Source organism: Pseudomonas sp. 8 R 14, assembly GCF_900005955.1.
GTDB classification, from domain to species: domain Bacteria; phylum Pseudomonadota; class Gammaproteobacteria; order Pseudomonadales; family Pseudomonadaceae; genus Aquipseudomonas; species Aquipseudomonas marginalis.
Window position 1 is genome coordinate 1 of sequence record NZ_CVTH01000045.1, and the last position, 13,415, is coordinate 13,415.

13 protein-coding genes and 3 pseudogenes are annotated in these 13,415 nt (G+C 60.1%); 10 read left to right on the forward strand and 6 right to left on the reverse strand.

Features of this window, described 5'->3' with window-relative positions; translation table 11 throughout:
- The first annotated feature begins 70 nt into the window (after window positions 1-70).
- Window positions 71-1,290 (forward strand): IS3 family transposase gene (locus BFQ01_RS31290; protein WP_370467938.1). Its coding sequence is split into 2 segments (ribosomal slippage): window positions 71-416 and window positions 416-1,290, totalling 1,221 coding nucleotides; the frame shifts between segments, so codons are not numbered across the junction.
- 49 nt (window positions 1,291-1,339) lie between these two features.
- Here BFQ01_RS31290 and BFQ01_RS09345 read toward each other — a convergent pair.
- Window positions 1,340-1,669 (reverse strand): annotated as a pseudogene (locus tag BFQ01_RS09345) (DUF6124 family protein); the annotation flags it as partial.
- Between the two features lie 444 nt (window positions 1,670-2,113).
- The gene (locus BFQ01_RS09350; RefSeq protein WP_065925041.1) at window positions 2,114-3,049 is read right to left on the reverse strand and encodes an alpha/beta fold hydrolase; all 936 of its coding nucleotides are present in this window, start codon (window positions 3,047-3,049) and stop codon (window positions 2,114-2,116) included.
- Window positions 3,050-3,145: 96 nt separating this feature from the next.
- Between BFQ01_RS09350 and BFQ01_RS09355 the strand changes: the two genes are divergently transcribed.
- The 4 genes from BFQ01_RS09355 to BFQ01_RS09370 all read left to right on the forward strand — a co-directional run bounded on the left by BFQ01_RS09355 (window position 3,146) and on the right by BFQ01_RS09370 (window position 5,201).
- Window positions 3,146-3,727, forward strand: coding sequence for a CGNR zinc finger domain-containing protein (locus BFQ01_RS09355; protein ID WP_065925042.1), 582 nt, complete (start codon window positions 3,146-3,148; stop codon window positions 3,725-3,727).
- Window positions 3,728-3,821: 94 nt separating this feature from the next.
- A complete protein-coding gene (gene msrA, locus BFQ01_RS09360) occupies window positions 3,822-4,328 on the forward strand; it encodes a peptide-methionine (S)-S-oxide reductase MsrA (protein WP_065925043.1) in 507 nt (168 codons plus the stop codon).
- A 138-nt stretch (window positions 4,329-4,466) separates the two neighbouring features.
- Window positions 4,467-4,946 carry a hypothetical protein gene (locus BFQ01_RS09365; RefSeq protein ID WP_065925044.1) on the forward strand — a complete coding sequence of 160 codons (480 nt, stop codon included), beginning with the start codon at window positions 4,467-4,469 and terminating at the stop codon, window positions 4,944-4,946.
- A 12-nt stretch (window positions 4,947-4,958) separates the two neighbouring features.
- Complete coding sequence (locus BFQ01_RS09370; protein ID WP_065925045.1) at window positions 4,959-5,201, forward strand: hypothetical protein; 243 nt, start codon at window positions 4,959-4,961, stop codon at window positions 5,199-5,201.
- A 14-nt stretch (window positions 5,202-5,215) separates the two neighbouring features.
- Here BFQ01_RS09370 and BFQ01_RS32845 read toward each other — a convergent pair whose 3' ends face one another.
- Window positions 5,216-5,662, reverse strand: a complete 447-nt coding sequence (locus BFQ01_RS32845) for a hypothetical protein (protein WP_065925046.1) — start codon at window positions 5,660-5,662, stop codon at window positions 5,216-5,218.
- A gap of 99 nt (window positions 5,663-5,761) precedes the next feature.
- Window positions 5,762-6,403, reverse strand: coding sequence for a hypothetical protein (locus BFQ01_RS09380; RefSeq protein ID WP_141691263.1), 642 nt, complete (start codon window positions 6,401-6,403; stop codon window positions 5,762-5,764).
- Between the two features lie 225 nt (window positions 6,404-6,628).
- Between BFQ01_RS09380 and BFQ01_RS32850 the strand changes: the two are divergent.
- Window positions 6,629-6,930: pseudogene (locus BFQ01_RS32850) on the forward strand (type II toxin-antitoxin system RelE/ParE family toxin).
- Between the two features lies 1 nt (window position 6,931).
- Window positions 6,932-7,321 carry an addiction module antidote protein gene (locus BFQ01_RS09385; protein WP_065925048.1) on the forward strand — a complete coding sequence of 130 codons (390 nt, stop codon included), beginning with the start codon at window positions 6,932-6,934 and terminating at the stop codon, window positions 7,319-7,321.
- A 186-nt stretch (window positions 7,322-7,507) separates the two neighbouring features.
- On the opposite strand, the gene gudD is transcribed toward BFQ01_RS09385, so the two are convergent.
- Both gudD and BFQ01_RS09395 read right to left on the reverse strand, forming a co-directional pair.
- Window positions 7,508-8,833 (reverse strand): glucarate dehydratase, encoded by a 1,326-nt coding sequence (gudD, locus tag BFQ01_RS09390; RefSeq protein ID WP_065925049.1) that lies wholly within the window; start codon window positions 8,831-8,833, stop codon window positions 7,508-7,510.
- 19 nt (window positions 8,834-8,852) lie between these two features.
- Entirely contained in the window at window positions 8,853-10,214 is a 1,362-nt protein-coding gene (locus BFQ01_RS09395) for an MFS transporter (protein ID WP_065925050.1), read from the reverse strand.
- Window positions 10,215-10,489: 275 nt separating this feature from the next.
- Here BFQ01_RS09395 and BFQ01_RS33185 point away from each other — a divergent pair.
- From BFQ01_RS33185 to BFQ01_RS09405, 3 genes and pseudogenes are all read left to right on the forward strand, one after another.
- Window positions 10,490-10,579, forward strand: a pseudogene (locus tag BFQ01_RS33185) (outer membrane lipoprotein carrier protein LolA); the annotation flags it as partial.
- Window positions 10,580-10,640: 61 nt separating this feature from the next.
- A complete protein-coding gene (locus BFQ01_RS09400; protein WP_065925051.1) occupies window positions 10,641-11,351 on the forward strand; it encodes a FadR/GntR family transcriptional regulator in 711 nt (236 codons plus the stop codon).
- Between the two features lie 13 nt (window positions 11,352-11,364).
- Window positions 11,365-12,060 (forward strand): tRNA (adenine(22)-N(1))-methyltransferase, encoded by a 696-nt coding sequence (locus BFQ01_RS09405; protein WP_065925052.1) that lies wholly within the window; start codon window positions 11,365-11,367, stop codon window positions 12,058-12,060.
- Window positions 12,061-13,415: the final 1,355 nt, after the last annotated feature.

Below are 13,415 nucleotides of genomic sequence, written 5' to 3' on the forward strand. Positions count from 1 at the left end.
TGAACGAGCCCCATGAAAGACAGGACACCGTTTCCCCCTTACGATAAGGGATAGGCAAACGGTTATGTTTATGACTAATAGCAACGACAAGAGTGGGGAGCTTTTGGGCCAGGAGCGGCGGCGCCGCTGGAGCCCGGAGCAAAAACTGGCCATGGTTCGCGAGAGTCTTGAGCCAGGGCAAAGCGTTTCGGTGGTCGCTCGACGCAACGGCATCAATGCCAACCAGCTGTTCCTATGGCGCAAGTTATATCAGGACGGCAGTCTGTCGGCGGTCAGTGCCGGTGAAGCCGTTGTGCCCGCCTCGGAGTTGAGCGATGCGCTCAAGCAGATCCGTGAACTGCAACGGATGCTGGGCAAGAAAACGATGGAAGCAGAAATCCTCAAAGAGGCCGTGGAGATCGCCCGGTCGCGAAAATGGATTGCGCACTCACCCTTGTTGCCGGGGGACGACCAGTGAAGCTGGTCAGCGAATGTCTCGGTGTGGCGCGCTCGCAATTAACGGTTCGAATCAAGCAATCGGTATCGCTCAAAGTACGGCGCCGCAGGCCTGTGGACGATGCTGATCTGGTGGTTGAAATCCAGCAACAGATCAGCGAACTGCCCAGCTATGGCTACCGTCGTGTTTGGGGATTGCTGCGTCGTGCCCGTGAAACCCAGTCGCTGCCGGCGATCAATGTGAAACGGGTTTACCGGGTCATGCGCGATCACGACCTGCTGTTGGCGCGGCGCATCAAACAGCCCGGCGTGCCGCGTCGGCACGAGGGTCGTATTGCGGTGCAAACCAGTGATACGCGTTGGTGCTCGGACGGCTTTGAGTTCCGCTGTGAGGACGGCGCCAAACTGAGCGTGACCTTCGCCCTGGATTGCTGTGACCGCGAAGCCATCGGCTGGGTCGCGAGTCCGACCGGGTACAGCGGCGATGACATCCGCGACTTGATGCTGGAGAGCGTAGAGAAACGCTTCGGTGATCAACTGCCTGCAACGCCGGTTCAATGGCTAAGCGACAACGGCTCGGCGTACACCGCCGAACAGACACGCCTGTTTGCTCGACAGATCGGTTTGCAGCCGGTGACCACCCCGGTGCGCAGCCCGCAGAGCAACGGCATGGCCGAGAGCTTCGTGAAGACGATCAAACGTGACTACGTTGCGCACATGCCCAAGCCGGATCGAGAAACGGCGCTGCGCAACCTGGCAATTGCCTTCGAGCATTACAACGAGCAGCATCCGCACAGCGCCTTGAACTATCGCTCACCGAGGGAGTTCAGGCGCTTGGCAGCAGCATCAATTTGACGGGGAGTTGGTGTCCGGTTTTGTAGGGGCAAGTCCAGCCGCCGGCCACAGCCCCCTCACGCTCCATCAACTTATCCACCAACAAAACCCCCAACTCACTCAACTGGTGAATCGCCAACGCCACATCCCGCTGCTTCCCCGTCAGCTCATCCGACAGGTCCAGCAACAACGCAGTCACCGAAGAAAAAGTCTCATAGCTATTGGCAATCAGCACTTCACTGCTGACATCGTCCGCAACGCTGAACAGCGTATTCGAAGGTGGAGGAGGCGGCCCTGGCGGTTCGGCGCCCGCGTTGAGGTAGTGATCAATCGCACGATGCGCCGCCTGATTCAGTTTCAGGTCGGGGCCGTTCGGAGGATTAGGCGTTATTTTGGACATGGTGTAATTCCTGAATGAGGCTGACACCCTTTCGCTACTACACAAGAAGGGTGGCAGCTGTACGCAGGTTAGTAGACCGGGGAATTACACAAAGCCGGCGCACCCGAAGGCGCCCTACGCACAGCCACCATCAGGTAAAGACAGGAACGTCTGATAGATGAAGCTCATGCACTAAGTGTAATTGACCCTCGGGCTACTAAACCCGATCACTGAGTTGTCAGCGACCGGGCCACCTTAGAGACGCCCACTCAAGCGCACAAGCCGGCGGATTCTGACGCAACTGTAGGTAACGGAGCAAGGTGGTGAAGCTTGCTGTAGGACCTGTCTACAGGTAGGCGTGAGCTTGTTCGCGAAGAGTCTTGGAGCGCTGCGTGAAACCGGAGTCGCGGCGTTATCGTTGACGTTTTTCGCGAGCGAGCTCGCTCCTACATAGGGTTGCGTCGATTACTGGAGGTTCTTGTCCAGGAACGCCCGTATAACCGGGATGATCGCCTTTCCATGGGTTTCCAGCGCGAAGTGCCCGGTGTCATAAAAACGAATATCCGCCTTGGGGATATCGCGCTTCCACGCCTCGGCGCCGGCCGGCAGGAAGAACGGGTCGTTCTTGCCCCATACTGCGAGCAGCGGTGGCTGGTACTGGCGGAAGTAGGACTGGAAGGCCGGGTACATCGCGACGTTGGAGGCGTAGTCCAGCACCAGGTCGAGCTGGATGTCGGCATTGCCTGGACGGGATATTTGCAGCCCTTCCAGCGTGTAGCCATCGGGTGAAACCGAGCTTTTGTCGGCCACGCCTTCCAGGTACTGCCACTTGATCGAGGCGGGGGTGGGGAAGTCGCGCAGGGCTTCACGGTTTTGTTGGGTCGGGGCGTGCCAGTAGCGTTGGATAGGGGCCCAGCCGGCGCCCAGGCCTTCTTCGTAGGCGTTGCCGTTTTGGGAAATGATCGCGGTCACTCGCTCCGGATGGGCGACGGCCATGCGCCAGCCTACGGGGGCGCCGTAGTCGTGGACCATCAGTGCGTATTTATCGAGTTTGAGCTGTTCGGTGAACTGGCCGATGGTCTTCGCCAGTTGGCTGAAGGTGTAGGCGTATTCGCCGCGCGGCGGGGCTTCGGTGAAGCCAAATGCCGGCAGGTCCGGCGCGATGACGTGGTAGCGGTCGGCAAGCTCGGGCATGAGTTCGCGGAACATGAAGGATGAGGCGGCGAAGCCGTGCAGCAGCAACACGGTCGGCGCGCTGGGGTCGCCCGCCTCGCGGTAGAACACCTTTACGTCGCCGACCTGCTCGTAGCGGTAATGCACTGTGTTGTCTGCATGGGCCGCGCCGCTGATCAGCAAGGCGGCGGTGAGTCCGGCAGCGGCCGTGGCGTTGGACGTGGTCATGATGTGGCTTCCTGTGTAACCGTTAAAGTTGGTGTTTGAAGGTTATGCCTGGGTTTGGTAACCTGTCAAACATATTTTATTGGTTACTGGCCGCCCATGAATCCGAACAGCACTGCCGCAGGCGCACTTTTTCTAGCCGACAACCTGGCCCTTGATTTCATCAACTCCGAGTACGGGGTGGGGGATCAGCGCCATGACTGCTTCACCGATGATCACAGCGTGATGAGCTGGCTGACCCAGGCGGGCCTGTTGCCCGAGCAGCTTGACCCGAAGGCGCCGAGTGGGCTGCTGGCCCTCGCTCGTACGCTTCGTGCGAGTTCAAGGGCGGTGGTGAATGCGGCAATGACAGGCGTTCCCGTCGATCTCGCGGTGATCAATCAGGTGCTTGAAGCGGGTCGCCCGGTGAGCAGGCTGGAATGGGCGCAGGAGAACAAGGCATTTCGGCTTGCCACGCGTCCTCGGGACAGCAGCCCGGCCAGCCTGCTTGGGCCGGTGGCCGAGTCGCTGGTGGGCTTGGTCACGAACGATAAGTTTGAATTCGTCCGCCAGTGCGAGGCCCACGACTGCGTGCTGCTGTTCCATGACCTGAGCAAATCACACCGCCGCCGCTGGTGCAGCATGGCGACGTGCGGTAACCGGATGAAGGTGGCGGCGTTTCGTTCCAGGAATAAACCTTGAGTCGATAGGGGGGCAGTTTTTCTTTGATTGAACTTGGTATTGCCCAGCATTGCCCCATAACTATCCCTGTCTCCATTAACCGCAAGGACAGACCATGACCAACCCAACCGAAACCGCCATCCTCGCCGGCGGCTGCTTCTGGGGCATGCAGGACCTGTTGCGACGCTACCCCGGCGTGCTGCACACGCGCGTCGGCTATACCGGTGGCGATGTGCCGAATGCCACCTACCGCAACCATGGCAACCATGCTGAAGCGATTGAGATCGTGTTTGACCCGGCGGTGATTTCCTACCGGCAGATCCTTGAGTTCTTTTTCCAGATCCATGACCCGAGCACGCCGAATCGGCAGGGCAATGATCTGGGACCAAGCTATCGTTCGGCGATTTACTACCTGAGCGAGCAGCAACGGGAGATTGCCGAAGCTACCGCGGCTGACGTGGATGCCTCCAACCTGTGGCCGGGGCCTGTGGTCACGGAAATTGAACCCGCCAGGGAGTTTTGGCAGGCGGAGCCGGAGCATCAGGATTATCTGGAGCGGATACCCAACGGCTATACCTGCCACTTCATCCGGCCGAACTGGAAGTTGCCCACGCGGGCGTGAGCGTGAGTAGCGGCGGGGGCAAAGGTCGCGACAGGGGAGGTCGGCCTGCCCTCCGTTTCCTCATTTCGTTTCTTTTGCCTTGAATCCACTGCCCGCCTTCTAGAGAATCCCCGCCTTTGGCTCGAAAGGATGCGTGCGATGAAGTTCGAAGGGACGTTCCAATACATGGGCAATCACGGGATCGTGTTCAACGTTTCGCAGATCACCCTTACCGATAGTGAACGCGGACGCCTGCGCGAGCTGCATTTTGGCGAGGCGAAAAGTGCCCACTACGAGGTCAACAGCAAGGTCGTCGAGGTGTACGACAAGATGTTGGCCAAGAGCCTGCCGTGCGTGATGATGATCGGCATCTCCAAGCCACTGACGCGGCAACAGGGCGACGCCCTCAATGCCCAGCGCACCAGGATCGCTAACCTGGCCGCCAGTGCCTTCGCTGGCGCCACTTCTGCTGTGGCTTCCCCTTACGTGGGTGTTCCTGTTGGCGCGGGTGTGCGCATGTATGCCAATGAAATCCTGCCCACCTATCATGCCGGCGACGTACTGGTCAGCATCGAAGCGCAGGTCAACGGCGGCATCGGCCCGCAACGCAGCGCCTCGACACTGATCATCAAGACCTGACGGGAGAAGCACATGTCTGACATTACCCAGTTGGTCCTGGCCCTGGTGCTGTTTTTTCTGCTCGATCGGTTTGTCAAACCGTACCTGCTTCGCACGTGGCTGGGTGGGCTGCTGGTGGCGGCGGGGGTGGTCGGCTGCGTGGCGGCGAGCCAGGTCCGTCCATGGGGGGCTGACCTGGGGCTGCTGTCGATCTTTGCGGTAGCGCTGGGGGTGGGGTTGTTCCTGAAGCGGCGGCGGTTCGAGCGAGTTGGTTGAAGGGGGCCAGCTCATTAGCCATTACAGCTCTGCTTGTTGATTTCGAACCGCCCAACCTCTTTTACGTTTTTGCTGCCGAATATGTAAATGAAGGTGCCACCCAATGAAATGATGGACTGGTCCCTTGGCATTTGCGCGGCGCAGACAGCCTTGGTGATGCTTGATTTCATCACGCCCAAGTCAACGTCCTCGGGATGGGTATCGTAATCGACCAACGTGTAATAGAACTTGAGGGCGTGACTGTTGGCCGCTTCCGCGCGAACGAAGGTTAGATGCTCGTCGATCTTTCGATTCCCGGGCGTCGTTCGTGCGGTCACGATGATGAGGTCGCTGAGGAAGGTGGTTTTACTGGGCTGGGGTGTTTCCTGGAAGGCCTGTATGACTAAAACCCCGACCAGGCTCAAAAACAGTAGCCCCCATGCCGAATACACAAACGCCTTTTTGGTTTTTGCTGTTGCCATGTCCTGGTTTCCTTGCGTTTGAGGTCCGCAGTGGCGGCGCGACGGCCTCACGGACTCAGTGGTGCGTTCCGATACCGAGGCAGGAACCCGCGTAATTGATCAGACGTGCACCGTTGGTGGCGTGAGGTCGGTTTCTTGCGCTTCGGGCGCATCAGCAAGTTGCGTGGCCGACAGCGCTTTCAGCTTGAAATAGGGGCCTGTGAAGCGTGTGCCTCCATCCAGTGTGGTGAGCGTGATCCGCTCTGAATCGCACCGATGGAATGGGGTGAACATACGTTTCTTGGGGCAGTAAACGCCTTCCTGCGTCTCGGAATACTTCAAGGCAAGCATCGCGTTTTGCAGCGCCGCAGGGCTGACAGGGCTGGCCATGCACCACTCGGAAAGGGCGGCATCGTGGTACATCCTGTAGGTCGCCCCTATGCATGCACCCAGGGTGCCTCCATAGAGGACGTTGCTCTTGAATGTGTCGGTTAGGCCGACGCTTTGTGCAACGAACAGCATAAGGGCCGTCGTTACCAAACAGAGGAGGGTGCTTTCCAGCAGTGCCAATGCCTTGTAAGGGTCTACGGCCAGCTGGTCTTTGAGCTTAAGTCGTGTGACGGCCGTGTCGGCGTGTTGTGACGCGTGGGTGTCAAGCGGTTTCAAGCGGTACCCCTCCTGGGTTGAGTTTTCCTGATCGAGAACGGCTCGCATTTTACGCAAAGTGAAGCGGCTGTGCAGGACGTTTTCTTTGGGCTTCATCTCTATCATTTGCCGCCTCAGTTTGCCGCCGATGGCGGAGTGTCAGCCACCGTGATAGCGGGCGAATGCGCAGGTGCTGAGGTGTGGTGAAGGTTAGACACAGGCGCTAATAGTATCGATCGGCTGCTTATGCGAGCGCTGGACTAGGATTTTTCTTCCGGAGTATTCCGGACTCAAAATTCACTGGCATCGACAAGGAGTAGCCAGTAGGCTACAAAAAATTCTGTGACCAATCTGATCGGCAGGACGCCGGAGTTCGATACATGGCTCGACGGCATGAGCGATATTTATGGAAAAACCGCTGTTCTCACACGGTTAGACCGAGCCGAGGAAAACAATTTCGGCGATTGTGCACCCGTAGGCGATGGGGTGAGTGAAATGCGTGTGTTTGTCGGCCCGGCTACAGAATTTACTTTGTGCGTACGGGCATCACTGCTTACCTGATGCTCTGGGGCAGTGATAAAACCGACCAGAACAGAGGAATCAAACGGGCAAAAGAGATCCTTGATGCCCTGAGAGGTAGATGAAATGAGCGAATCGAAATTCAAACCAGAGGACATGCCGATCCTCGATCTTGATACCTCCGGTACCAGCGTCTATGAAGCGTCGCGCTTCCTCGATAGCCCGGAAACCATCAGCGCTTATCTGGCGCAGAGCATGAAATCTCAAGACCCGCAGGTGCTCATGAAAGCGCTTGCCGAGGTCGCCAAGGCCCAGGGCGTGAACAAGGTGGCGGAGTCTGCGGGGGTTAATCGCGAGAGCCTGTATAAGACGCTGAAAGGCGGTTCTAAAACGCGCTATGAGACGATTCAGAAGTTGATGCTGGCGTTAGGCGTGGAACTGACTGTGCAGCCGATTGCGGCGGTGGCAGTCAAGAAAACTGCAAGAGCAAAGCGGGCTTTGGCCGGTAAACCCTGACGCGCGGTTTAGCGAGCGACCACAACCCTTGTAAAACACCGAGGACCCATGTGGGAGGGGGCTTGCCCCGATGGCGGAGTGTCAGTCGATACATGGCTGGCTGACACACCGCAATCGGGAGCAAGCCCCCTCCCACATGGGATTGATGGTGTTCTGGAGACCGAGCCGCCCCCAGAACCCAGCGCTTCAGCGCACCAGGCAAGGCTGCTTGTTGTTATAACGCCACCCCGGAATCAGGAACTGCATCGCCACGCTGTCATCCCGTGCGCCGAGGCCCATGCCTTTGTACAGTTCGTGGGCCTTGGCCACGGCGTCCATGTCGATGTCCACGCCCAGGCCGGGCTTGGCCGGCACTTTCACATAGCCGCCTTCGATTTTCAGCGGTTCGCGGGTCAGGCGTTGGCCGTCCTGCCAGATCCAGTGGGTGTCGATGGCGGTGATGTCGCCCGGGGCGGCGGCGGCCACTTGGGTGAACATGGCCAGGGAAATATCGAAGTGGTTGTTGGAGTGCGAGCCCCAGGTCAGCCCCCACTCATGGCACATCTGCGCCACGCGCACCGAGCCTTGCAGGGTCCAGAAGTGCGGGTCGGCCAGGGGGATGTCCACCGATTGCAGCTGGATCGCGTGGCCCATTTCGCGCCAGTCGGTGGCGATCATGTTGGTGGCGGTTTTCAGGCCCGTGGCGCGGCGGAATTCGGCCATGACTTCGCGCCCCGAGTAACCGTTTTCGGCGCCGCATGGGTCTTCGGCGTAGGCGAGCACGTGGTGCTGGTCGCGGCACAGGCGGATGGCTTCTTTCAATGACCAGGCCCCGTTCGGGTCGAGGGTGATGCGCGCATCGGGGAAGCGTTCAGCCAGGGCGGTGACGGCTTCGATCTCTGCGTCGCCGCTCAATACGCCGCCCTTGAGCTTGAAGTCGTTGAAGCCGTATTTGGCGTTGGCGGCTTCGGCCAGGCGCACCACGGCCTCGCTGGTCAGGGCGGTTTCATGGCGCAGCCGGAACCACGCGTCGTCGTTGTCGGCTTCGTTGCGGTAAGCCAGGTCGGTGGCGCTGCGGTCGCCGACATAGAACAGGTAGCCGAGCATTTTCACTGCATCACGCTGCTGGCCTTCGCCGAGCAGGGCGGCCACCGGCACTTCGAGGAACTGGCCCAGCAGGTCGAGCAGGGCGGCTTCCATGGCGGTGACGGCATGGATGGTGATGCGCAGGTCAAAGGTTTGCAGGCCACGGCCCGCCGAATCCCGTGAGGCAAAGGTGCTGCGCATCTGGTTGAGGACGCGCTGGTACTGGCCGATGGGTTGGCCGATCACCAGGCTGCGCGCGTCTTCCAGGGTTTCGCGGATGCGTTCGCCGCCGGGCACTTCACCGACGCCGGTGTTGCCGCTGCTGTCCTTGAGAATCACGATATTGCGCGTGAAGTAAGGGCCGTGGGCGCCGCTGAGGTTGAGCAGCATGCTGTCGTGACCGGCCACCGGGATGACCTGGAAGTGGGTGATGACGGGAGTATTCATGGCTAATTCCTAAAGAGGCTCAGAGAGATTTGCTGATGGCAGCGCCGGTGGGCACGGCGCCCGGCGAGGCCAATACGGCAGCGGGCGAGGTCTTGGCGAAGAACACCAGGATAGCGGCGAGCACCGAGGTGCCGGCCAAGCCGTAGAGGCCGCCCTGGATCGAGCCGGTGGTCTGCTCCAGAAAGCCGAAGGTGGTCGGTGCAACGAAGCCACCCAGGTTGCCGATGGAGTTGATCAAGGCAATCACGGCTGCGGCGATGCGCACGTCCAGGTAGCCCTGTGGGATGGGCCAGAACAGCGAAGACGCCGACTTGAACCCAATGGCCGCAAAGCAGATCGCCACGAACGCGAAGATCGGCCCGCCGGTGGTGGACATGAACATGCCTGCTGCGGCAATCAACAGCGCAGCCGCAACCCAGGCCTGCTGGAACTTGAATTTGCCCGACAGCGTCGCGAAGGCGTACATGGCGATGATCGAGATCAGCCATGGGATCGAGTTGAAGAAACCCACCTGCACATCGCTCAGGTCACCCATCTTCTTGATGATGCTGGGCAGCCAGAACGTCGCCGCGTAGATCGTCAGTTGAATGCAGAAGTACAGGGCGCAGAACAGCAGGATCTGACGGTCCCTGAGCAGCTTGCCGAGGGTCGGCTTGACGCTGGTCAGGGCTTCACGCTCGCGCTGTTCCTGGTCGATGGCGTTGACCAGCGCATCCTGTTCTTCGCGGGTCATCCATTTGGCGTCGTGGGGCTTGGAATCGAGCCAGAACCACACAAAGAAACCGATCACTACCGAGGCCAGGCCTTCGATGGCGAACATCCACTGCCAGCCGTGGAAGCCGAACCCTTCGATCTGCAGCAGCGCGCCTGACAGCGGGCCGGAGATCAATGAGGCCACCGCCGAGCCGCTGAGGAAAATCGCTATGGCCTTGCCGCGCTCAACCCCCGGCAGCCAGCGCGTGAAGTAGTAGATCACCCCAGGGAAGAACCCGGCTTCGGCCACGCCCAGCAGGAAGCGCAGGATGTAGAAGTGGGTTTCGTTCTGGATGAACGCCATCAGCGTGGCGACGATGCCCCAGGTGAACATGATGCGGGTCAGCCAGATGCGCGCGCCAACCTTTTGCAGCAGCATGTTGGAGGGCACTTCAAAGAGCGCGTAGCCGATGAAAAACAGCCCGGCACCGAAGCCATAGGCCGCGGCGCCGATGCCCAGGTCATGTTCCATGTGCGTACGCACAAAGCCGATATTGACTCGGTCGATGTAGTTGAGGATGAACATGATCACGAACAGTGGGAGCACATGGCCCTTCACTTTGCTCACGGCGCGCGCGAGGACCGGATCACTTTCTGGTGCGGCAGATGCATGGCTTGAATTGTTCACAATTCAAAACTCCCCCTGATTGTTTTTATGCGGGTTTGCGTGTTTTGTTGATAGACATCATACAAGTGAGCTTCTTAGGTTCGCAATGCGGTGATGATGTTTTTGTGTTTGTAAGGGCCAGGTTTTAGTGATGATCTGGTTATTTTGCGGGTCTGTGTGGGTTTTTAAGAAGGTTGAGGAGGCTTCTGGAAAGGGTGGGGCTGGCGGCCATAAATATTAGTTGTCATACAAGTTTGGCGCTTTTTTCACTCGCGCCCTAACCTGTAGGAGCGAGCTTGCTCGCGAAAAACGTCAACGATAATGCGGGCATCCTGGATAAACGCGGCGCCCTCAGGTTTTTCGCGAGCAAGCTCGCTCCTACAGTGGGGTTACGCCGTGGGGCGGGATGTTAAGCTCGCTCCTGCCCAACCCCGTGGATTCGTAACTATGCCCATTGAAAGCGGACCTCCCGTCCGTAGACGCTCCAACAACCTGGCCCAAGGCGTGCTCGACGCCCTGACCCAGCGCATCCTGCTTGGGCAGTTGAAGCCCGGTGAAAAACTGCCGTCCGAATCCACCATCGTGCTCGAGCATGGGGTGAGCCGTACCGTGGTGCGCGAGGCGCTGTCCAAGCTGCAAGCCTCGGGGCTGGTGGAGACGCGCCATGGCATCGGCACCTTTGTGCTGGCGCAACGGGCCCAGCAAGGCTTGCGCCTGCATGTGGACACCGTCGCCAGCGTGCGCAACATGCTCGAGCTGCGCCTGGGCCTGGAAGTGCAGGCGGTGGCGCTGGCCGCCGTGCGTAGGTCCGACACGCAGCTGGCCCACATGCGCGCCGCTCTCGACGACTACCAGGCCTCGCTGGCCAACAACGACAGCTGCGTGGAAGAGGACAAGCGTTTTCACCAGTTGATCGCCGAAGCCACCGGCAACACGTTCTTCACCGAGATCATGCAGCACCTGGGCAATGCGATGATTCCGCGTACCCAGGTGAAGGGTGACGAGCGCGGCGGGGCGGACTTTGCCAAGCTCGGGCAACTGGCGAACCTGGAGCATGAGGCGATCTTCAACGCGATCAAGCGCCAGGACCCGGATGCCGCAAGGGCGGCGATGGTGTTGCATCTGACCAACAGCCGCGATCGATTTTCCGGCGAATAAAAAGGAACACAGGTTGAACGAACACACCTTGTCCATGCGCCTGGAGCGCGTGGCCGCGCAGGTGCCGAGGGGCGCGCGGCTGGCCGATATCGGCTCGGACCACGCCTACCTGCCGGTGGCCTTGATGCGCCGTGGCGTGATTGAGGCGGCGGTGGCGGGCGAGGTGGCGAGCACGCCGTTCCACGCGGCGCAGCGCACCGTGCGCGACAATGGCCTGGAGCAGCACGTCACGGTGCGCCTGGCCGATGGGTTGGCGGCGATAGAGCCAGCGGACGCGATCACCGCGATCAGCGTGTGCGGCATGGGCGGCGAGACGATCCGCGACATCCTCGACAGCGGCAAGGCCCACCTCAGCGGCCGCGAACGTCTGATCCTGCAACCCAACGGCGGCGAACAGCCGTTGCGCTATTGGTTGATGAGCAATGGCTACCGCATCCTCAGTGAGGAGTTGCTGCACGAAAACCGCTTCTACTATGAAATCATCATGGCCGAGCGCGCCGAGCCCGTGGTGTACAGCGCTGAGGAGCTGTACTTCGGCCCCTTGCACCTGCAGGCCCGCAGCCCGGCGTTCCTCGCCAAGTGGCAGCGTGCGTTGCGCCTGAAAAAACGCACCCTGGCGGGCTTTGAGCAGGCTCGGCAGCGGGTGCCGCAGGCGAAGGCGCAAGCCATCGCCCAGCAGGTCCAGTGGATTACCCGACTGCTGGCGTAAATAGGCCGCCGGACTCCCTTCAAGTTCTCCCCATGGGCGGCCGATAGGCTGTGGTGATTGAGGGCGTTTCAGCGCGCGCCTCGGGCAGTCGTCTCTGCGGGTGACAATGCCTGTGTCGCGACTGAGTGCTTTTGCCCCATTTTCGCGCACGCCTCGGGCCGCTTTGGCGCGTCGCGTGCCCTGTTTCAGGGCTGTGCAGCAGCGGCCCGTATCTTGCTAGTGCCAACCTAATCAATGACATGGCATTTTGCCGTTAGTCATTTCAAGGCTTCGCCTGCCGTCTAACGCGTGGGTTGTTTTTGGGAGTGGACATGCACAGCCTTTTATCACCCGGTATCCGCCTGCTCGGACGTTTCGGCTTCGCGCGTAAGTTCCAGATCCTGTTCTTCCTGTTCATGCTACCCCTGGCGGGCAGCCTGTGGATGATCGGCCAGGACTATCGCGACAAATTAAGCGTGATTTCCGCTGAGCAGTCCGGCCTTCGTCAACTGTTGGCCCTGGACGCGCTGGATGGCCAATTGACCGCCCAACGTAACCTGGCTGCGCGCTGGAAGGCGGCGGACATCCTGCATGCCCCGACGCCAGCGGCGAAGGCGGCGATGGATAAGGTGGATGCCAATTTCCCACTGATCCTGCAAAGCCTGCAGGCCCTCGGTGATGCCCTGAAAACCCAGAACGCCGGCGCTGACGTCCTGGCCCGCTTCGAGGCTTTGCAGGCCACGGTCAAGGGCATGGACTCGGCGTCCCTGCGCACCGTGGGTTGGTGGCCGGATGGCTACGACCGCTTCACCTCCGCGCTGACGGCGATGCAGGCCCTGCGCGAACAGATCACCCTCGACGCCGGCCTGATCCTCGATCCCTGGTTGGAAACCTACATGCTCATGCAGATGGGCACCCAGCAAACGCCCGACCTGATCGAGCGTATCGGGCGGATGGCCAGTGTGGGGCAGTCCTCGATTTCCTCGGGGCAGTTCACCTTGCAGAGCCGTTTGCAGATGCGCGACTTGCGCAGCCGCATCGGCGATGCGCGGGATCAACTGGTCAAGGCTGCGGCTTCGCTCAAGGCCAAGCAATACGCCGGGATGGAACCGTGGACAGCGCAATACGACACCAGCCTGCAGTTGTTGGATAACGAACTCAAAGTGCTCGACGACGGCGTGTTCGGCGGCAGCATCAAGCTGGATACAGCCGGTTTCGAGCGCAGTATCGACGCCATGCTCACCTCGCTTGGCGCGTTGCGTGTTCAGTCGCTGACGTCGATGGATGCGCGCCTGGACTACTACCACGAACACGCGAACACGCAATTCATACCGATGGCGGCGACGTTCAGCCTGTTGGCGTTGGCGGCGCTGTAC